At 34.3% G+C, this 19,248-nt stretch carries 18 protein-coding genes; 15 read left to right on the forward strand and 3 right to left on the reverse strand.

What is annotated here, in order from left to right:
* Nucleotides 1-350 precede the first annotated feature (350 nt).
* A complete protein-coding gene (locus tag KBI38_05830; GenBank protein ID MBP8629576.1) occupies nt 351-806 on the reverse strand; it encodes a hypothetical protein in 456 nt (151 codons plus the stop codon).
* 266 nt (nt 807-1,072) lie between these two features.
* On the opposite strand from KBI38_05830, the gene KBI38_05835 reads away from it, so the two are divergent.
* The 11 genes from KBI38_05835 (at nt 1,073) to KBI38_05885 (ending at nt 12,564) form a co-directional block, all read left to right on the forward strand.
* The gene (locus KBI38_05835; GenBank protein MBP8629577.1) at nt 1,073-2,368 is read left to right on the forward strand and encodes a putative DNA binding domain-containing protein; all 1,296 of its coding nucleotides are present in this window, start codon (nt 1,073-1,075) and stop codon (nt 2,366-2,368) included.
* A 531-nt stretch (nt 2,369-2,899) separates the two neighbouring features.
* Nucleotides 2,900-3,247 carry a metalloregulator ArsR/SmtB family transcription factor gene (locus KBI38_05840; GenBank protein ID MBP8629578.1) on the forward strand — a complete coding sequence of 116 codons (348 nt, stop codon included), beginning with the start codon at nt 2,900-2,902 and terminating at the stop codon, nt 3,245-3,247.
* A gap of 55 nt (nt 3,248-3,302) precedes the next feature.
* On the forward strand, nt 3,303-3,668 hold the full coding sequence (gene arsD / locus KBI38_05845) for an arsenite efflux transporter metallochaperone ArsD (protein ID MBP8629579.1): 366 nt from the start codon (nt 3,303-3,305) through the stop codon (nt 3,666-3,668).
* 17 nt (nt 3,669-3,685) lie between these two features.
* A complete protein-coding gene (arsA, locus tag KBI38_05850; GenBank protein MBP8629580.1) occupies nt 3,686-5,437 on the forward strand; it encodes an arsenical pump-driving ATPase in 1,752 nt (583 codons plus the stop codon).
* A 50-nt stretch (nt 5,438-5,487) separates the two neighbouring features.
* On the forward strand, nt 5,488-6,210 hold the full coding sequence (locus tag KBI38_05855) for a sulfite exporter TauE/SafE family protein (protein MBP8629581.1): 723 nt from the start codon (nt 5,488-5,490) through the stop codon (nt 6,208-6,210).
* A 183-nt stretch (nt 6,211-6,393) separates the two neighbouring features.
* Entirely contained in the window at nt 6,394-6,999 is a 606-nt protein-coding gene (locus tag KBI38_05860; protein ID MBP8629582.1) for a hypothetical protein, read from the forward strand.
* Between the two features lie 184 nt (nt 7,000-7,183).
* Complete coding sequence (locus KBI38_05865; protein ID MBP8629583.1) at nt 7,184-8,404, forward strand: DUF445 domain-containing protein; 1,221 nt, start codon at nt 7,184-7,186, stop codon at nt 8,402-8,404.
* A 1-nt stretch (nt 8,405) separates the two neighbouring features.
* Complete coding sequence (locus KBI38_05870; protein ID MBP8629584.1) at nt 8,406-9,689, forward strand: DUF445 family protein; 1,284 nt, start codon at nt 8,406-8,408, stop codon at nt 9,687-9,689.
* A 240-nt stretch (nt 9,690-9,929) separates the two neighbouring features.
* Entirely contained in the window at nt 9,930-10,490 is a 561-nt protein-coding gene (locus tag KBI38_05875) for a hypothetical protein (protein MBP8629585.1), read from the forward strand.
* Between the two features lie 41 nt (nt 10,491-10,531).
* Nucleotides 10,532-11,881 carry a secretin and TonB N-terminal domain-containing protein gene (locus KBI38_05880; GenBank protein MBP8629586.1) on the forward strand — a complete coding sequence of 450 codons (1,350 nt, stop codon included), beginning with the start codon at nt 10,532-10,534 and terminating at the stop codon, nt 11,879-11,881.
* Between the two features lie 11 nt (nt 11,882-11,892).
* Nucleotides 11,893-12,564, forward strand: coding sequence for a response regulator transcription factor (locus KBI38_05885; GenBank protein ID MBP8629587.1), 672 nt, complete (start codon nt 11,893-11,895; stop codon nt 12,562-12,564).
* A gap of 47 nt (nt 12,565-12,611) precedes the next feature.
* Here KBI38_05885 and KBI38_05890 read toward each other — a convergent pair whose 3' ends face one another.
* Entirely contained in the window at nt 12,612-13,127 is a 516-nt protein-coding gene (locus KBI38_05890; protein MBP8629588.1) for a hypothetical protein, read from the reverse strand.
* Nucleotides 13,128-13,288: 161 nt separating this feature from the next.
* Here KBI38_05890 and KBI38_05895 point away from each other — a divergent pair, with 161 nt between their 5' ends.
* Together KBI38_05895 and KBI38_05900 are read left to right on the forward strand one after the other, a co-directional pair.
* The gene (locus tag KBI38_05895; GenBank protein MBP8629589.1) at nt 13,289-15,187 is read left to right on the forward strand and encodes an ABC-F family ATP-binding cassette domain-containing protein; all 1,899 of its coding nucleotides are present in this window, start codon (nt 13,289-13,291) and stop codon (nt 15,185-15,187) included.
* Between the two features lie 206 nt (nt 15,188-15,393).
* A complete protein-coding gene (locus KBI38_05900) occupies nt 15,394-15,948 on the forward strand; it encodes a sigma-70 family RNA polymerase sigma factor (GenBank protein ID MBP8629590.1) in 555 nt (184 codons plus the stop codon).
* Between the two features lie 69 nt (nt 15,949-16,017).
* Here KBI38_05900 and KBI38_05905 read toward each other — a convergent pair whose 3' ends face one another.
* Nucleotides 16,018-16,281, reverse strand: a complete 264-nt coding sequence (locus KBI38_05905; protein MBP8629591.1) for a TIGR03905 family TSCPD domain-containing protein — start codon at nt 16,279-16,281, stop codon at nt 16,018-16,020.
* A gap of 114 nt (nt 16,282-16,395) precedes the next feature.
* On the opposite strand from KBI38_05905, the gene KBI38_05910 reads away from it, so the two are divergent.
* Both KBI38_05910 and KBI38_05915 read left to right on the forward strand, forming a co-directional pair.
* Nucleotides 16,396-18,555, forward strand: a complete 2,160-nt coding sequence (locus tag KBI38_05910) for an ATP-dependent RecD-like DNA helicase (GenBank protein MBP8629592.1) — start codon at nt 16,396-16,398, stop codon at nt 18,553-18,555.
* An 8-nt stretch (nt 18,556-18,563) separates the two neighbouring features.
* Nucleotides 18,564-19,214: a ComF family protein gene (locus KBI38_05915; protein MBP8629593.1), complete on the forward strand. Its 651-nt coding sequence runs from the start codon at nt 18,564-18,566 to the stop codon at nt 19,212-19,214.
* Nucleotides 19,215-19,248: the final 34 nt, after the last annotated feature.

Below are 19,248 nucleotides of genomic sequence, written 5' to 3' on the forward strand. Positions count from 1 at the left end.
TGTGTTTACTTTATTAGTATAGGTCCAAATCTGCTGATGCAAAATAAAAACTAGCGTTTGGGATGAAGAAAAAACGAAGTGGTGGTTTTCCGTACTCGATATTATCGGTGTGTTGTGTGGTAATGATTATTACAAGAGAAACAGGAACTATTAGAAATTATTAAAAACAAAACTGAAAAAAGAAAATAGTGAGTTGGTTAGTGCTACTAACCAACTGAAATTGATGGCGGTCGACGGAAAAAATATCTAACAGATACCTTTGATTACGACGGTATTATTGAGCTAGCGAAAAACTTTCCCAGCAAAAAGGCAAATCACTTTATCGAATGGTTTACTTATAGTGTAGAAAATCAGGGAAATGGATGATAGCTTACATTTGGTTTTGTATCTCGTGGATAAAAGGGCATTTCTTCCACTGTAGTGCACTGGAGGAGAAAGGTTAAGAGGAAGCGGATTTTATCGTGGATCTTGCCAAGGCAGGCGGAAATAGCTTCTTGTTTGTCGAAATCGGCTGGATTCAGGTAGGAATGGGATTCGGTAAGCACGCCACCGTTTCGCAATATGGCTCTTGCCAGCATCGTGTTTTTACCTGCTTGGAGAAAATCGACGGATGTGATAAAACTGTTTATATCAGTGTCCGTAATGCTCTTTCCGTTTTCGAGCTTAAAGGCGTAAGTTTTTTCAAAATCTGCTTTTGTCACCCAATCAAAGTCTTTTTCTTTGTTGCGGACTAGATATCCTGGACCTTTATTGCTATTTGATTTGTAATGAGCTTGCGCGATTTTGGTTGAGATGTAAAATTGCATAATATGCCTCCTATGATTATTTTATGGTTATATAGAGGAAAATTGACTTGAAACGCAACTGTCAAATAAATTTTGACAGTTCAAATTAAAAAAATAACGGGATGCATTGGGGAGAATAGTATAAGTTGGATGCCCATTCAGCGCTTACATATAGGGAATGAGCTCTTTTAGCAAAAATATTTTTCGATATTCTACCACTGTTCTACTTGGTTATGGTAGAATGGTGGTAGAAAGATAGACGAATATAAAGAAGGTGAGTTTCAGACATGGACTTTGTTGAAAGTAAGCTCGTTGAACTAAAAGAAACCATTGTAGACGATATAAAAAAAGAAGTGATTGCTTTTATCAATAGTGAAGGCGGAAATCTTTATGTTGGCGTGGCGGATGATGGACACGTGATTGGATTGGATGATCCACAGAGTGATATGCTGCGGTTAACCAACATGATTCGTGATACCATTAAGCCGGATGCAACTATGTTTGTTGAGTGCCAGATTGAAAAGATCGATACAAAAGATATTGTACGGGTACAGGTGCAAAAGGGAACGCATGCGCCTTACTATCTTGTAGGTAAGGGGATTCGCCCAGAAGGTGTTTTTGTAAGGCAGGGTACATCTTCGGTGCCAGCATCTGAAGATGCAATTCGCCGCATGATTAAAGAAAGTGATGGCGATTGCTTTGAAACGATGCGCTCTTTAAATCAGGATCTATCCTTTGAAACACTAACCGAGGAATGTAGTGGTCGTGATATTGTGCTGGGAGCTCCGCAAATGGTCTCGCTTGGAATCAAGACTCCGGATGGCGTTTATACAAATTTGGGACTGTTATTATCGGATCAGTGCACGCATACGATTAAAACGGCATTGTTTTCTGGTGTAAAAAAAGAACAGTTTCAGGATCGTAAGGAATTTTCCGGTTCTATATTACAACAGATGAACGATGCATATGCTTTTATTGATTTGAACAATAAAAAGAAGTCTACATTTTCAGGTTTACATCGCATTGATCAAAGAGATTATCCGGAGATAGCTGTAAGAGAGGCTCTGCTAAATTCTTTAGTTCATCGAGAATATTCATTTAGCAGTAGCACTTTGATTAGCATATTCTCTGATCGTATAGAATTTGTTTCCTTAGGTGGTTTAGTAAAAGGTCTCACATTAAAGGATATTATGCTGGGGATATCTCAATGCCGTAATGAAAAACTGGCTGCTGTATTTTATAGGTTGCAGCTTATTGAAGCATATGGAACAGGTATTCCTAAAATTATTGAAAGCTATGAGGGTTGCTCCTGTCAGCCGAAAATTGAGTCTGCGGATAATGCGTTTAAGATTACTTTGCCAAATCGTAATCAAGACCTGGCGTACTTGCCAGAGACAACAAAATCGGAACAAGCTGTGCTGGCTTTTGCCGGTGAAAAGGGAAAACTGCAACGCATTGATGTAGAAGAAAAACTAGGGGTTTCAAGAAGTAGGGCTAACCATATTCTTAAACAGTTGCTTGATAAAGGCATGTTGAAGCCAGTAGGAAATGGACGAAACCGGCAGTATATCATTAGCAAATAATATGTTTGCTGCTTGTTGAGCTTATAATGTTTGGCAAGCTGCTGGCAACAAAGTTGGCAACAAATGAGACGGAAACGTGTTGCCACAGCATGATACAGAACGGTATTTGACAAGAATCATCTGAGGCTAACATGGCATAAACCGTTGAAAATAAAGGACTGGAAGATATTCGCTGGTATAAGGCGAATATCGCCTAATGCTACTCGAAATCAAGTGTCCTGTCAAAGGGACCGTGGGTTCGAATCCCACCCTCTCCGCCAGTAAAATCAAGGCTCCGTGCATTTTGCACGGAGCTTAATTTTTTAGGCAAGTGTGTTGCTGACAGATACCTTTATTTTATGGATAAGGGGCAAGATGTTTTTAAATATAGTTTTATTAAAGCGATAGCGATATTGTCATGTTTTAGAGAAAATGGATGTTTAAACTTTTTTTATTATAGAATTTATTAAAAAACTGCGTTGACTATATTCCATAAAAAGTATATGATTAAAATTGAATATAGTAATACTGATGATGAAAGGAGGTTTAATTATGGATAAAATAAAAATACTAAAGGCATTAAGTGATAATACTAGGTTGAGTATTCTTAATCTTTTAAATGGTGAGAAACTATGTGTTTGTGAAATTGAAGCAATTCTTGATAATACACAATCAAATATTTCAAGGCATTTAGCAAAGCTGAAAGAAGCTGATTTGATTTTAAGTACGAAATACGCACAATGGGTACACTATGAATTAAATTATGAATTACTGCAAAAACATCAGTTTATAAAAATTTTATTAGAAGAAATAAAAGATGATGATTATTATAGAACACAAATTGAGAAAATAGAAAAATATAAAATAGAAGATAGTAAATGTAATGATAAAGTAAGTTAGTATTATATTTATATGAGTAAATTTGAATATAATCATGAAATGGAGATGTATTAAAATGAATAAAAAAATTGAAATTTTTGATCCAGCGATGTGCTGTTCTACTGGTATTTGTGGTCCTTCTGTTAATGAAAATCTGTTGAGGGTTGCAACATTGATTAATAGTTTAGCTAATAAAGGGATAATAATAAAGCGGTTTGGTTTAAGTTCAGATCCACAAGCTTTTGTTGACAATAAAATAATAAATTCTTTATTAAATGAAAAAGGTGTTGAAATTTTACCGGTGACAATGGTAGATGGTGCAGTTGTAAAAACAACAGAATACCCATCTAATGAAGAGTTTGCGCGGTATCTTAATATGAAAATGGAAGAACTGCTAAAAGAGAATAAAATACAGTCTTGTTGTTGCTCAGGAGATTGTTAAGAAAAAAGGAGATTATTATGGATAATAATTTTGCTATAAATAAAATTAATTTAACTAAATATTTGTTTTTTACTGGTAAGGGTGGCGTTGGAAAAACTTCTACAGCATGCTCGATCGCAGTAAATTTAGCGGATGAAGGCAAAAAGATTCTCTTGATTAGTACTGATCCGGCATCAAACTTACAAGATGTTTTTCAAACTCCGTTAACGGGAACAGGGATAAAAATAAAAGAAGTACCAAATCTGGTGGTGGCAAATTTAAATCCTGAAGAAGCGGCAGCAACATATAAAGAATCAGTTATTGCTCCTTATCGTGGAAAGTTGCCGGAGGCGGTATTGGAAAATATGGCAGAACAATTATCAGGCTCTTGTACCGTTGAAATAGCAGCATTTAATGAATTTACTAATTTTATTACTGATAAGCTAGCACAAACAGAATATGACCATATAATCTTTGATACCGCACCAACAGGCCATACACTAAGGATGTTGCAGTTGCCTTCAGCCTGGAGCAATTTTATCAGTGAGAGTACTCATGGAGCATCTTGTTTAGGACAATTAGCAGGGCTTGATGATAAAAAAGAAATGTATAAAGAAGCGGTTAAAACATTAGCAGATTCTGATAAAACTACATTGATTTTAGTAACAAGACCTGAATTTGCTCCGCTAAAAGAGGCTGAAAGAGCTTCTCAAGAATTACGTGAACTAGGTGTAGATAATCAAATTTTAGTGATAAATGGGTTATTAAGAAATGAATTAGTCAGCGATAATATTTCTCAGCAATTTTATAATAAACAAAAAAAGGCATTAGATGAAATGCCACCGGGATTGAGGAAACTTGAAAAATATACTGTTCCTTTAAGGTCATATAATATAGAAGGAATTAATAGTATTAGAAATCTATTAAAAAATGATGATATTAATGAAAACACAAAAGAAATAATAGTACCAGAAATGTTAAAGTTACAGGATTTAATACAAGATCTGTTTAAGCAAAATAAAAAAGTTATTTTTACAATGGGCAAAGGTGGAGTTGGCAAGACGACCTTAGCAGCCGCTATAGCGCTTGGGCTAGCTGAAAAAGGTGCTAAAGTTCATCTAACAACAACTGATCCAGCAGATCACTTAGATTTTGTTATAGCACAAAGTGATGATGTAACTATCAGTAAAATAGATGAAGAAGTAGAATTAAATAAATATAAAGAAGAAGTTCTTAAAACGGCTAAAGATAGTATGAGCGATAATGATATTGCATATATTGAGGAAGATTTAAGATCTCCTTGTACTCAAGAAATTGCATTGTTTAGAGCATTTGCAGAAATAGTGGAAAAAGCTGACAATGAAATAGTTGTAATTGACACTGCTCCGACCGGTCATACGTTATTACTATTAGATGCAACGGAAAGTTACCACAAAGAAATTCAAAGATCTCAAGGTAATGTGCCAGAATCAGTTAAAAAACTTTTGCCAAGATTAAGAAATAAAAATGAAACGGAAGTTGTAATAGTGACTTTGCCAGAGACAACTCCTGTTTTTGAGGCTCTTAGATTACAAGAAGATTTAAAAAGAGCAGGAATAAATAATAAATGGTGGATTATAAATTCAAGTTTATTGTTGACGGAAACTGACAATGTCTTTCTTAAGGCAAAAGCACAAACTGAAATAACTTGGATAAATAAAGTTAAAGAATTTGCAGCGGATAATGTTGTTGTTGTTCCGTGGCAAGGAGCAGAAATTAAAGAAGAAAATATAAGAAATTTAATAAACTGAAATTTTAGATAATAATTAGTATTTACATTATTGCATAAGGAGTCTTAATTATGTTTTTATTTTTAGGGCTATTTGTATTAGCATTGATTTCAGGAATGCTTGGGTTAGGGGTAGCTTTTGCAGCGGTACCATTTTTAGGTTTTTTCTTTGAAGATTTGGTGCACCAAGTTCAACCAATTAGTTTATTGCTTAATGGAGTAACTGCTATTTTTGCAGCCGTAGCTTTTGCTTTGGGGGGTTATATTGATTGGAAAAAGGCATTGTATCTGTCTATTATAACTACTATTAGTGCTCCATTTGGTGCATATTTGGTTCAAAGGGTAGATGCTACTTATGTTTGGTATGTATACTTATTTGCGGTTATTTTTTTAGCATATAAATTGTTTAGTAAAACGGAAAAAATAATGGATTATGAAAATTTTAAGTTGGTCTGTTTATTGGCTGTGCCGATTTCGGTACTAAGCGGTTTTTTAGGAGTAGGACCTGGATTTTTATTGATGCCAACAATGATTATTTTAGGCTTTGAAGTGAAAAAAGCGGCAGGAATTACTGCTGTAGCAGTAACACTCCCATCCTTTTCAGCACTAGTGCCACATTTAACAAGTGCAAAATTTGATTTAAATACTATGCTGGGCTTAATCATAGTTGGAGCGATGGGTTCATTTCTTGGTGCTAGATTAAGTAGTATCTATTTACCTAGTCAAAGAATCAAACAAATTTTTGCTGTGCTGATTGTGATAATGACAGCTTATAAAATAGCTATGGTTTTATAGCTACAGCTTGGTAAGGAAGGGATAAGAGGGGGAGCGATAATAAGACTATGTCAGCCAATAAAAGTGACATAGTTCCTTATGTTATGCCTGATAATTTAAAAAAATTTTTCAAGATTAAAGATAAGAAAAATAATAAGTTAAGAAAATTTATAAAATAACATCGTTAACGGAAGTGATTATCCAATGAAAGAGTTTTGCTTAAATATAGAATTGTTTAAAGTTATTGATAACAATGGACAAATTTATTATGGTTGTGATCAAGCTTGGTATAAGGATGAGTGGCAAAAGCGAGCTGGTTGTGGTCCTTCGGTGGCTAGTAATATAATACTTTATTTAAAAGCAAATAATAAAATATACTCTAAAAAAGATGAGGTTTTATTATTAATGCAAGAATGTTGGGATAATGTCACACCAGGGGAAATGGGTATCCCTTCCACGAAAATATTTTGTGAAGCAATGGATAAATATTTATTAAATAAATTTCCACATAAATGTTTGGATGTAGTAGAAAATAATAGGACTAGACCAGATATCAGTGAAATTATCAGTTTTATAGAATATAGTTTAAAAAAGGATTCGCCGGTAGCTTTTTTAAATTTATGTAATGGTAATGAAGCGGCATTAGAATGCTGGCATTGGGTCACTATTATCTCTTGTAAGTATGATGAAAATTTAGATGTTGGAGAAATTGGGATAATAGATCAAGGTAAAGTTAAAAAAATAAATTTACTAAATTGGTATAACTCAACCACCAGAGGCGGCGGATTTGTGTACTTTTTGAAAAAATAAAATATAAAGAACAGTCTCAATTATTTAAGTTTTAACAATAATGGAGACTGTTCTTTATATTTTAAAGGCAAGATTTTAACAATTAAGTCTTATTGAGTGATGGTGGCTGAAATGTTAAAATAACTTTGGCGATTTTAAAATGTTAGTTAGTAAAAATAAATTTAAGTTAGGAGTTTTAGGTTAGATGAGAAATAAAGCAAGTGTGGTCTTATTTTTAATGATGTGTTTCTTTATCTTAAGCTATCCATACCGAGAAAGTTTTTGGGGTGGGTTAGTTAATGCCGGAATGTTAGCGGCGGTGATTGGTGGCTTGGCGGATTGGTTTGCGGTAAGAGCTATTTTTGAAAAGCCATTAGGCATAGGCTTTAAAACAGCAGTTATAGTGCGGAAACGTGAGCGGATTTTTGCTGATTTAATAGCGTTTGTAAATCATGATTTATTAGGGCGAGACAATATTTATAAGATATTACAGCGGTACTCTTTGCTTAAATTAGTATTCTTATATCTTGATCAATCCAATGGTGATAAAAAAATCAAAAACTTTATTAATAATTTAGTGTTATTAATGATTAAAGATAGTGACAAAGAAAAGCTTGTAAAAATTCTCCAAAGTCTAGTTGCTGTCAAAATCAAAGACTGTCAAATTTCAAAAGCCTTAGTCGATGGTGTTCTTAAGGTGACGGCGCAAGGTGGAGAAACTGAGTTGTTAAAAAATATACTGCTAGAATTGGAAAGATATATTCATAATCCACTGTTAAAAGATGTGCTGGCAGAACTGGTGGCAGATGTCAAACAACAATATATTGGTGATGGTCAAATGCGTGAGATGGCGAGTAAAATGCTCAGCTTATCAGAAGAAGATGTTGCCAGAAGAATTCAAAAAGGACTGGGAACTTATTTAAGAAGCTTGCAAAATCAAGATTGTGTTGAGAGAGTTAAATTTAAAGAATGGTTAGAGGATTTTTTAAATGCACAAAAAAATAATATAGTAGTGGAGCAGGCTTTAGCTGACTTTTTAGTGGCTATGGTTAAGGATGTAGATATTAAGAGTATTGTAGACTGGCTAAATGAAACTTTGCGTAACAATGAAGGGGAAATTAGAGAGAAAATTGATGAAATTGTTGACGAAAAAATTTCATTACTGAGAAATGACGTTTGCTTGCAACAAAAAGTAGAAGGTTTATTACAAGAAATTATTATTAATATAATTAACGAAAAGCATAGTGTTTTAGAAGAGAAAATGGCCGAAAAATTAAATAATTTATCAAATGAAGAATTAGTAGATTTAGTGGAAAGCCGTGTTGGTGAGGATTTACAAATGATTCGAATCAATGGTTCTGTTGTAGGAGCGATGGTGGGAATACTGCTTTACTTAATAACATTTACAGTAGAAAGGTTTGTGTAAAATGCAACGGAGTTTTAATATAGCTGATAAGGCACTAGTTTGTACAACAGTGCTATTTATAATGTTGATTATTGTAAAAATTAATTATCCTAGCAATCTTTATCTTAAAGGGTTGCTGTTTTGTGTAGAAGCAGCCTTAGTAGGGGGGATTGCAGATTGGTTTGCAGTTACGGCACTTTTTAAAAAGCCGTTAGGTTTTCCGTATCATACGGAGATTATTCCGCGAAAAAAAGATCAAGTTATTGCCGGCTGTATAAAACTAGTGCAAAATGAGTTTTTTAGCAAGAAACAAGCGGTATTATGGGCTAAAGAAAGTAGTGTTGTCGATTATATTATTGCCTATAGCGAAAAAAATAATTATCAACAGGTCGTGACGAAACTAGTATTAGATTATTTACCAAAAAGCTTAAATGAACAAAATGCACCTGTGATAGCTCAAAAGTTAAAGGATCTTTTGGCGGAAGAGCTTACAAAAATAAATTTATTACCACGCTTTAGTCAATTAATAATAGCTTATATCAATTCAGAACAAGGTAGTTTAAAAATAAATCAACTGCTACAATATTTAAAAACACAAGTCTTGGCAGGAAAACTTGATAATACTGTTAGAAAATACTTAGAAGAATTTTTAGAACAGCAAAATACCGGTTTTTTATCAAGCTTGATGATGTTAATTGCTAAACAAACCAATGTAATAAATGTTGATGAGTTAGTGCAAATTGTTAAAGAACAACTAGCAGAGACTATTACAACAATGCTAAATGATCCTAATAATCATAGTAGGAGAAGTTTGGTAGATGAATTTAAACATACTTTGCAGAACTTACCACAAAATAAAGATTTTAGCGACTGCTTTTTAAATTTTCAAGTCAAGGTATTTAATGAAATTAAGATGCAAGAATTGCTAGAACAATTAATTTTGAGCTTAAGGGGTGTATTAACATCGCCGACAGGACTAGTAGAACCTAACTTAAACCTTCTTGAGACTTATTTAAAAGATACTATGACACAGGTCTTTAATAATATAAAATATGATCTTAATCTCAAAAAAAATCTAGAAGAAGAATTAGATGATTTTTTAGCGAGGGCATTATTAGAGGGTCGCAATATGACCGCGGTTATTATAACAGCGGTGTTAGAAGAAAAAAACAAAACTGAGTTTAATAATTTGATTTATAACAAAGTTGAAGAAGATTTAATTTGGATTAGGATGAATGGCTGTATAGTGGGAGCGGTTATTGGTTTAATAATTTTTTGTGGGTTAGAACTTTTCAATAGGATGTAAAAAAAAGTGAGTTGTCAGTACGGGCAATTCACCTTTTTAGTTGAAATAGAATAGTGGAGGCTTGTTGAGATTATAAATTTAATTAAAGTGATACATTAACAAAATATTTCAAATAATTAACAGGATTTTTGTCTTTTATGTAGAAAATTTAAACTTTAGAGAACATAAAGGCGCTAAGTTCATTAGAGGGTTGAATTTGTTAGCACCAAATATTGTTATAGAGAGGTTGTTGCTGATAAATTGGAAAAGAAAAATTTTTCTAAAGAAGTTTTGCAACTTAGAGAAAAGTTGGAAACGTTTTTTTCTGTTCCTCGCAATAGATTGTTGGGAGCTGCTGTTTTTGCAGGTATAGTTTTATTAATTGTTTTCGGCATAACGAGTAATGAACCTACTACGGAGATGGTTAATCCTACTCAACCGCAAAATAATAACAATGTTGCTGTTGGTGTTAATAAAACAAATGCGTTAGAGCAAAAGAAAACCGATAAAAATTATATCCGCAATCCTTTTGCTATTCCCAGTGCTTATCACAAAGTAGAAAGTTCGGTGATGACCAACCCTAATCTTCAAGCTGGTGTTGGGGGCAGTGCTGATAATAAAAAGATAGAGGCGATAAAACCGAAACTGACCGGTGTTATTGGCGGTGATGGAAAATTATTTGCCATTATCGAATATAATGGTGAAAGTAGAAAATGCCAAAATGGTGAAGTTGTGGGGCCATATCAAGTCACTGATATTGGTTATGATAGTGTCAGCTTGGCAGGGCCGGAAGATTTCATTTTATTAAGAGTGGGAAGGTGAGCTTGTTGCAAGGTATTTTGAAAAAATTTATTATAGGTTGTATGTTAAGTTTGTTTTTGCTGCCAATTGTCAATTGTAGAGCCGAAGCAAGTGTAACTATGAATATCGTAGACAGTGAAGTTAGAGAAGTTTTAACATCTTTAGCCAGTATTGGTGGGGTCAATATTGTTGCTGATGATAGTGTTAATGGAAAAATAACGGTTCAGTTAGCGGGCGTATCGTTCCAAGAAGCCCTTGATATTATCACTAAAACCAAAGGGTTACAATACCAAACAATCGGTAACACGATTATTGTAGGAACTAAAAATAATATGAGTGCCGGGTTTGGACAATTACATGTATTTCATTTAAAATTTGCCAATCCGGATGATGTTGTCAATGCTGCTAAATTAGCATTAGGGTTAGGTGGTAGCACGGAATCGAGTAGTACTGAAAATTCTACACAAACAACAACTACTAGCAATACTAACAATACTAACAGTACAACATCAAATAATGATGGAACAACTACTGCTGAAATCAGCGGGAATTTAACTGTTGATAAAGCTACAAATTCTTTGTTGTTTTATGGAACTGCCTCAGAAGCACAAAAAATTAGAGTGGTATTAGATCAAATTGATATTCCTTATGAACAAGTTTCGTTAGAAGCGCAAGTTATGTCTATTAATAAAACTGACTCTAAAAATTTGGGAATTGAGTGGGAGTGGTCCAAAGCGCCACAATCGTATGAAGAATATACACCGGAAAAAATTACTATTGATGCTACAACCGGTCGAATCACTTCAATCGAACCAGCGGAAATTACCAGAGCTTCTTCGTTTAACAAAGGAACTACCGGTGGGATAATTAGCTTTGGTCGTAGTCCGGATGGTTTACCTTATGAATTTTATTATGCTGCTAAGATTAATGCCCTAATTAATAATGGTAAGGCTAATATCTTATCAAAACCTAAAATTACAACAATTAACGGGAAAGAAGCAACAATCAATATTGGGGGCGAAGTGCCTATTCCGACGTTGACAGTTAGTGATAACACTACGACAACAACTTATGAATATAAAGAAACAGGTATTATTTTAAAATATACGCCAAGAGTAAATGATGATGGTTATATTACGGCGAAAATACATACTGAAGTTAGTACACCAACCTATGATGCGGACGCAAAAGCATATCGTTTTAACAAACGTTCGGCTGATACGCAAGTGCGCTTAAAAGATGGTGAAACCATGGTTATTGGTGGACTAATTGGTAGTGATGAATCAAAAGTAATGAGCAAAATACCATTTTTAGGAGACTTGCCGATTTTAGGTAGATTCTTTAGCAATGTCAACAATAGTAAGAATGAGTCTGAGGTAATCATCTTTGTTACTGCCAGAATCGTGAAATAAGGAAGTGAATTATGTCAATTGATATTATTATCGCTGATGACCATGCGATTTTACGTAGTGGAATTCGGAAGGTATTAGAGTTTGAAGATGATTTTACAGTGGTGGCAGAAGCAACTAATGGGCTGGAAGCGATAGAAAAAACATTGGAATTAGAGCCGGATATTTTATTATTGGATATCAATATGCCGATTAAAAACGGCTTTGAAACACTAACAGAGTTGGTTAATAAGAAAATAGATACTAAAATTATTATTTTAACGATTAACAATGATGAAAATTATGTGTTGGAAATGCTGAAAAATGGTGCTAGTGGATATTTATTAAAAGATATTGAACCTTCAATGTTGATAAAGGCTATTCGTAAAATTCATCAAGGCGAAAATTATATCTATCCGGAAATTGCTCGACAAATTTTTGGTGATGTTGATTTCAGCGGTGATATGGCAAAAACAGCGGAACTGATTTTAAAACAGCGTCGTTGTGAAAGGTTGACAGCCCGAGAACTTGATGTGTTACAATGTATTTGTAAAGGGATGAGCAATCAAGAGATTGCCAAAGAGTTATTTGTTAGTGAAAAAACGGTGAAAAATCATTTAACTAATATCTTCCGCAAGATTAATGTTAATGATCGAACTCAGGCGTTACTATATGTTTTGAAAAATAAAATAATGACGATAGATTAACAAGTAGAGGCTGTCTCAAATAAAAGTTTTGAGACAGCCTCTACTTATTAATGAAGGTGTTGACAGTAGTTAATAAAATACTTAGAAATAGTTTCAAAAATAATGTTTTGTGGCGAGTTAGCTAAAGTTGCTAAGTGTGCTAATTGCAATTGGTGTTGAACTGTTTTTTCAGTCCATAAGGTCTGAATTTCTAAATTATAATCTATTAAGACTGCAGTATGATTATTATGTTGCTTGAGTTTCTTGAAATGCTTGAAATTTATATAACCGATTGTTGCATCACCTTTAATTTTAGGTTTTCGAACTTTAAGCGGTAGCAGGACTAAGTCTGCGGAAAAGGGCAACGGGGGCGATAAAATTCGCTTCGTCAATTTATAGTTACGAGCTTTTAATGCTAATAAATCAATGGCATGGCGATAGGCAATTCTTTTAATAACGGTTTTGATTTTTAAATTAAGTTTAATAGTGTTATTAGTAGTATAGATAATAGTTTGATCGCCGATAGGAGAATAATACGGTATTATAGCTAAAATATCATAATCACTGGGTATTTCACAATTCATTTAACAACCTCCAAACGCGACTTGAATGCAACAAGTATAATATAACAAATTTTTACAGAGGGTGCAAGGATGAGCAAAATCACATTTTATTAGGCATTGCTTGGCGAATGTTGCTTTTTTATATATAATAAGCAAGATAAGTTATAGATAGAGGTGGCCAAATGGCAAGTATAAAAGTAGTAAATTTAGCAAAAGCTTTTGGGATAGAAGAATTATTTAATAAAGTTAATTTTGAAGTTGAAAGTGCTGATAAGGCGGGCTTTGTGGGGGCTAATGGTGCCGGTAAAACTACGCTAATGCGTTGTTTAATGGGGCTGGAGGAATATGATGATGGGCAAATCATTTTATCAGCAAATGTTACCATCGGTTATGTGGAGCAAGAGGCAAATTTAGCTGATGATACTTTACGCAATGAATTAAAAACAGCTTTTGCTGATGTCTTGGCTTGGCAAGATAAGATGCAGGAACTAGAACATAGTATTGCAAATGAAAAAGACAGTGAGCAATTGGCGGTATTGATGAAGCAATATGCTAATATTGTGCAGAAATTTGAAATGGCCGGTGGTTATGATTATGAAAGCACTATTAAAAAAATTGCCTACGGACTTGGGTTCAGTGAAGAAGATATGGACAAAAATGTTAAGGAATTTTCCGGTGGACAAAAAACGAGAATTTGCTTAGCAAAGGCTTTAATCAGACAACCTGATTTTTTATTTTTAGATGAGCCGACAAATCATTTAGATATTGAAATGGTCGAATGGTTGGAAGATTATTTGATTAATTATAGTGGAGGCGTCTTGTTAATTTCGCATGATCGCTTTTTCTTAGATAAAGTCTCCAATAAAATTATTGAGCTGGAAAATAAAACAGTTAGCATTTATAGTGGAAATTATAGTAGATATACTAAATTGAAGGCTGAAAAAATGGCGGCCCTACAATCTTCTTATGAAAAACAACAAACTTATATCAACAAAACTGAAGAATATATTAGGAAATATAAAGCCGGGATAAAATCAAAGCAAGCGCGTGGTCGCGAAAAACAATTGAATCGTTTAGAAAGAATAATATTACCACCGGATAGTGTGGCCTTTAATTTTTTTGCCTTTAATCCACCGCCGGAGTGTGCTAATAGAGTAGCAGAGCTAGAAGGTGTGGGCAAAGAGTTTGCTGATAAAACGCTATTTAGGGATTTGTCGCTGTTAATTAGAAATGGTGACGGTGTATCGTTAGTTGGTCCTAATGGTGCGGGTAAAACGACTTTACTAAAAATATTAGTAGGTGAGCTTACAGATTATGTTGGTAAAGTTAAACTTGGTAGTAGAGTTAAAGTCGGGTACTTTTCGCAAGAGCATGAAGGTCTTAATGTTGCTAATAGATTATTAGATGAGCTGATTTTTGAATATGGCTTTAGCGAGGAGAGAGCGCGTAGTTATTTAGGAGCGTTTTTATTTCAAGGTGATGATGTTTATAAATTAATTGGCGATTTAAGTGGTGGTGAAAAAGCAAGGTTGGCTTTTTTGAAACTAATGCTAACCGGTGCTAATTTTTTGGTGTTGGATGAGCCGACAAATCATTTGGATATTCCAGCGAAAGAAGCGGTGGAAGAAGCGTTAATGACTTTTCCGGGAACCTTTATTACGGTTTCACATGATCGCTATTTTCTAGATAAGGTCACTAATTGCACCTTAGAACTTAGAGATGGTAGTTTGACCGAATATTTAGGCAATTACTCTTATTATCGTGAAAAAAAAGCAACCTTAGCGAAAGATAAAGAAGATAATCTTAATAATAAGTCGAAAGCCAAAGATTTGTTGATGGAAAAAATGCCAACTCTTAAAAAGGTTAAGCAAAGAAGTGCAGCCGACAAAGAAAAGTTGGCACAAAAAATAGAGGGCGAAATTGCGATGCTCGAATATGAGCTAAAAGCAGTTGAATTTCAATTAAATGATCCGCAAAATCATGAAAATCTTGCAGATAGTGCTAAAATAGCACAAGAGCATCAAAGAATCAGTAAAGAGTTAGCAATAAAATATGATGAATGGGCAGAGTGCTCTGAATAAGAAAACAGGTTTTAAACTTTAATTAGTTTAAAACCTGTTTTCTGTAGTTGAGAATGTTAAAGTTGTGATTGGTTTAAAAATGAACTTACTTAGCATAAGTAGTAGCTTTATTTATTACCATTAGAGTTTTGTGCATTAGTTCAATCGACGGTACAGTGTAATCAGCGCTAAAAAAAGAGAAACATGTTTCTCACAAAGGTGAGAAAATGGATTTATTAGTTGAGGTCAAAAAAGCACAAAGCGGTGATAATATGGCAATGGTTAAAATTTGTCAACAATTTGAGGGGTTAATTAAAAAATATGCGTATAAAGCTTATTTAAAAACCATAACGGAAGAGGTTTTAGCAGAAGGGTACTTGGCATTGGTTGAAGCAATAAAAACTTTTAAATTTGACAAAAATGTAAATTTTGCTGGTTATGCTGATAGTAAGGTTAAGTTTGCGATTTGGAATTTATTTAAAAGATACAAACAACAATGGGAACACGAAGAAAGCGCACAACAAGAAATTAATGAGAGTTGTATGCTTGATTATCTTAGTGCTGATATTGATATTGCTGAAGAATTTACCCAACAAATGATGAAAGAAAAATTAAAAGTTGAAATTTTAAAGTTGCCACAGAAACAACAAGAGGTTTTAAGGCTTAATATGGTGGAAGGCTATTCTTTAACTGCTGTAGCAAAATTATGGCATGTTAGTCCGCAATATGTTTATAATATCAAAAAAAGGGCACTGCAAAACTTAAAAACAGTCTTAGTCTGACAGTAGAGTCTAAGGCAAAAAAATACCGTATAGACTCTAAGTACTAGAGAATATACGGTATTTTTGGAATTATTTATTGGTTTGAGTTTCTTTTTGTAGTTCTAGGGCTACGGCGGTAGCAAGTTGGTCGGCGCAGGAGGTAGCTTTATGACCACAAGTGATTCCTTGAAGGGTCTCAACTAGCATGTCGGCAGGCATATTTTCGACCAATTTACTGATTGCAGCTAAATTACCGGGGCAACCGGAAGAAAAATTAACATTTTTAACAGTACCATTTACTAATTCAAACCGAATTACTTTAGCACAAACTCCGCTGGTATTATATGTAATAATATTAATCACCTCATTAATTTTAAAATAACGATAATAATTATTTTATTGATAAAACAGGATTTTGTAAAGGCTAAGCATAATATAAATAATAAGTTTAAATGCGGAGGAATAACTTTGGAACAATTAGCAGGAGTTGTCGAAAATATAATATTTGAAAATAGTGACAATGGTTTTGTTGTCTTTAAGTTAAAAGCAGACCAAAAGACTACTGCCATTACCGTTCTTGCTAATGCTACGGCCCCCTTAGTTGGAGAGCAATTAGAGTTAAGTGGTGATTGGATTACTCATGTTAAATTTGGTCAGCAATTTAAAGCACGGACTGTCAAAAGAGTGGCGCCAACCAGCTTGCAAGGAATAGAACGATTTTTAGCTTCGGGCGTGATAAAAGGAATTGGCAAGGCTATGGCTAAAAGAATTGTTGATGCTTTTGGGCAAGAAAGTTTAAAGGTGCTTGAACATTACCCGAAAAAATTGGAACAAATACCGGGGATTGGGCGAAAGAAGGCGCAAGACATTCACCAAGCTTATAGTAAGCAATCAGAGTTAAGAGAAATTATGTTGTTTTTAGAACTTAATGGTGTATCTAGTGCTTATGCCGGTAAAATTTACGCTAAGTATAGTTCGTTTGCGATTGAGGTTTTAAAAGATGATCCTTATAAATTAGCACGTGATATTGATGGAATCGGTTTTAAAACGGCTGATCAAATTGCTACTTCGTTGGGCTTTAATAAAAATGACAATTCGCGAATTGTGGCGGGCGTTGACTATGCGTTAACCCAAGTTGCTCAAGCCGGACATTGTTGTGTCCCCGAATTTGCCTTAATTGAACAAACGGCCAAGTTGCTATTGATTACTAGAACGGAAGTGGCAGAACAAGTCAAAAAATTATTACAACAAGATAGATTGTGTATTGAATATGTTGGTGGTGAAACACTGATATATCCAAGATATTTATATTATGCTGAAAAGGAAGTCGCAGAAAAATTACTATACTTAAAAAATAAAGCAAAGACTATCGGTAGCGGTGATTATTCGCGGTTGGTATTGGAATGGGAAGAACGTGAAGGCATACAGCTGGCGGATAATCAGCGTAAGGCAATAATATCGGCCTTAGAACATGGGGTATTGGTCTTAACGGGTGGCCCTGGTACCGGTAAAACAACCGTTATTAAAGGAATCTTAGCAGTGCTGGAAAGTCAGGGTTTGCAAATAATATTAGGCGCTCCTACCGGTAGAGCTGCTAAAAGGTTAAGTGAAGCTACGGCACGCCAAGCCTCTACGGTGCATCGCTTACTAGAAGCCACCGGCGGAGGTGGTGAAGGGATTTCAATGTTTGCTAAAAATGAAAATGAGCCGCTAGAGGGCGATGTGATTATTATTGATGAAGTGTCAATGATGGATATTAACTTAATGAGCTCACTGTTACAAGCTTTGGCAAAAGGTTGTCGCTTAATTTTGGTGGGAGATGTAGATCAGCTACCGTCGGTAGGGCCGGGTTCGGTGCTAAAAGATATTTTGATATCAGATACTGTGCCGAAGGTTGTTTTAACTGAAGTTTTCAGACAATCAGGGGAAAGTAGTATTGTGCTAAATGCCCATTTGATCAATAGAGGACAATTACCACAGTGTAATGATACTGATTTTAAATTTATAGAATTAACTGATAGTGCGCTAGTAGCACAAAATATTGTTAAGTTATGTTTAGCAGAGGTTAATTTTGCTAATAATTTGTCACTAAATGATGTTCAAGTATTATCACCGATGCATCGACTGGACTGTGGAGTAGAAAACCTTAACAAGCTACTCCAAACAGCGTTAAATCCTGAAACGGTTGACCAAGAGTATATTAACGGTATTAACCAAGTTTTTCGGCGCGGTGATAAGGTGATGCAAATTCGAAATAATTATATTAAAAATGTGTTTAATGGAGATATTGGCTTTATAAAAAAAATTGAAAATAATACAATGGTTGTAGCTTATCCTGATATCGAAGTTAGCTATGAACAAAATGAATTAACGGAAATTCAGCTTGCATATGCCATGAGTGTACATAAAAGTCAAGGCAGTGAATATAAAGTGGTCATAATGCCTTTGATAGCTGGACATCATGTGATGTTGCAACGCAATTTATTATATACAGCTGTCACTAGAGCGAAGGACAAAGTTATTTTGCTAGGTAGTAAAGCGGCACTCAATACTGCTGTTAGTAATGATAAAACCAAGAAACGCTATTCATTGTTGGCTGAACGGCTAAAAGGCGATCTTTTAAATTAGGTGATAAAATGTTTACGGTACTTAAAAGTTTGATTTTAGAAATATTGTTTCCTTCATTTTGCCCATTATGCAAAACTAAAGTGAATGAAAGTGGTGCGTGGTGTGATGAATGTTTAGCCTTTTCAGTGCAGAAACTAAAGATTACGGCAGTTGAGCTTAAGTATTTAGATGAGTGTTTAATTTTATGCCACTATCAAGAGGGTGTTAATAAAATAATAAAAGGACTAAAATATTATAATCAGTTAAAATACTGTGACAATATTTTATGGTTATTGAACCGCCTTGAGGTTGTAAAAGCTTATGCTAACATTGATATCGTTGTGCCGGTTCCGCTAAGTGCTAAACGTTTTAGCGAACGCGGTTATAATCAGTCGGAAAAAATGTATAAACCCTGGGCGCTAGAACATAATTTAAATTGGCAGAACTTATTAATAAGGATTAAGGAAACAAAACCGCAATATCAATTAAATCTTAAGGAACGAAAAGAAAACTTAAAAAATGCGTTTAACGTGAAAAAGGATTTTTGTATTAAAGGCAAGAATATCTTATTAGTAGATGATGTTTATACTACTGGCAGTACCTTGGCAGAATGTGCTAAAGTACTAAAAAAAGCCGGAGCCAAAGAGGTTAGGGCAGTAGCGTTAGCTATTAATATTTAAGAAAAGGCTTAAAATTTTTGGTTAAATAACTTAT

This window comes from Negativicutes bacterium, from assembly GCA_018052945.1.
Classification (GTDB): domain Bacteria; phylum Bacillota; class Negativicutes; order JAGPMH01; family JAGPMH01; genus JAGPMH01.

Bases quoted from the DNA above. Each gene is read 5' to 3' on its own strand.
- KBI38_05890 (MBP8629588.1), bottom strand. From the start codon at position 13,127: ATGAATTGTGAAATACCCAGTGATTATGATATTTTAGCTATAATACCG.
- KBI38_05865 (MBP8629583.1), top strand. From the start codon at position 7,184: ATGAGAAATAAAGCAAGTGTGGTCTTATTTTTAATGATGTGTTTCTTT.
- KBI38_05880 (MBP8629586.1), top strand. From the start codon at position 10,532: ATGTTAAGTTTGTTTTTGCTGCCAATTGTCAATTGTAGAGCCGAAGCA.
- KBI38_05835 (MBP8629577.1), top strand. From the start codon at position 1,073: ATGGACTTTGTTGAAAGTAAGCTCGTTGAACTAAAAGAAACCATTGTA.
- KBI38_05915 (MBP8629593.1), top strand. From the start codon at position 18,564: ATGTTTACGGTACTTAAAAGTTTGATTTTAGAAATATTGTTTCCTTCA.
- KBI38_05870 (MBP8629584.1), top strand. From the start codon at position 8,406: ATGCAACGGAGTTTTAATATAGCTGATAAGGCACTAGTTTGTACAACA.
- arsA (MBP8629580.1), top strand. From the start codon at position 3,686: ATGGATAATAATTTTGCTATAAATAAAATTAATTTAACTAAATATTTG.
- KBI38_05900 (MBP8629590.1), top strand. From the start codon at position 15,394: ATGGATTTATTAGTTGAGGTCAAAAAAGCACAAAGCGGTGATAATATG.
- KBI38_05860 (MBP8629582.1), top strand. From the start codon at position 6,394: ATGAAAGAGTTTTGCTTAAATATAGAATTGTTTAAAGTTATTGATAAC.
- KBI38_05895 (MBP8629589.1), top strand. From the start codon at position 13,289: ATGGCAAGTATAAAAGTAGTAAATTTAGCAAAAGCTTTTGGGATAGAA.
- KBI38_05830 (MBP8629576.1), bottom strand. From the start codon at position 806: ATGCAATTTTACATCTCAACCAAAATCGCGCAAGCTCATTACAAATCA.
- KBI38_05885 (MBP8629587.1), top strand. From the start codon at position 11,893: ATGTCAATTGATATTATTATCGCTGATGACCATGCGATTTTACGTAGT.
- KBI38_05840 (MBP8629578.1), top strand. From the start codon at position 2,900: ATGGATAAAATAAAAATACTAAAGGCATTAAGTGATAATACTAGGTTG.
- arsD (MBP8629579.1), top strand. From the start codon at position 3,303: ATGAATAAAAAAATTGAAATTTTTGATCCAGCGATGTGCTGTTCTACT.
- KBI38_05855 (MBP8629581.1), top strand. From the start codon at position 5,488: ATGTTTTTATTTTTAGGGCTATTTGTATTAGCATTGATTTCAGGAATG.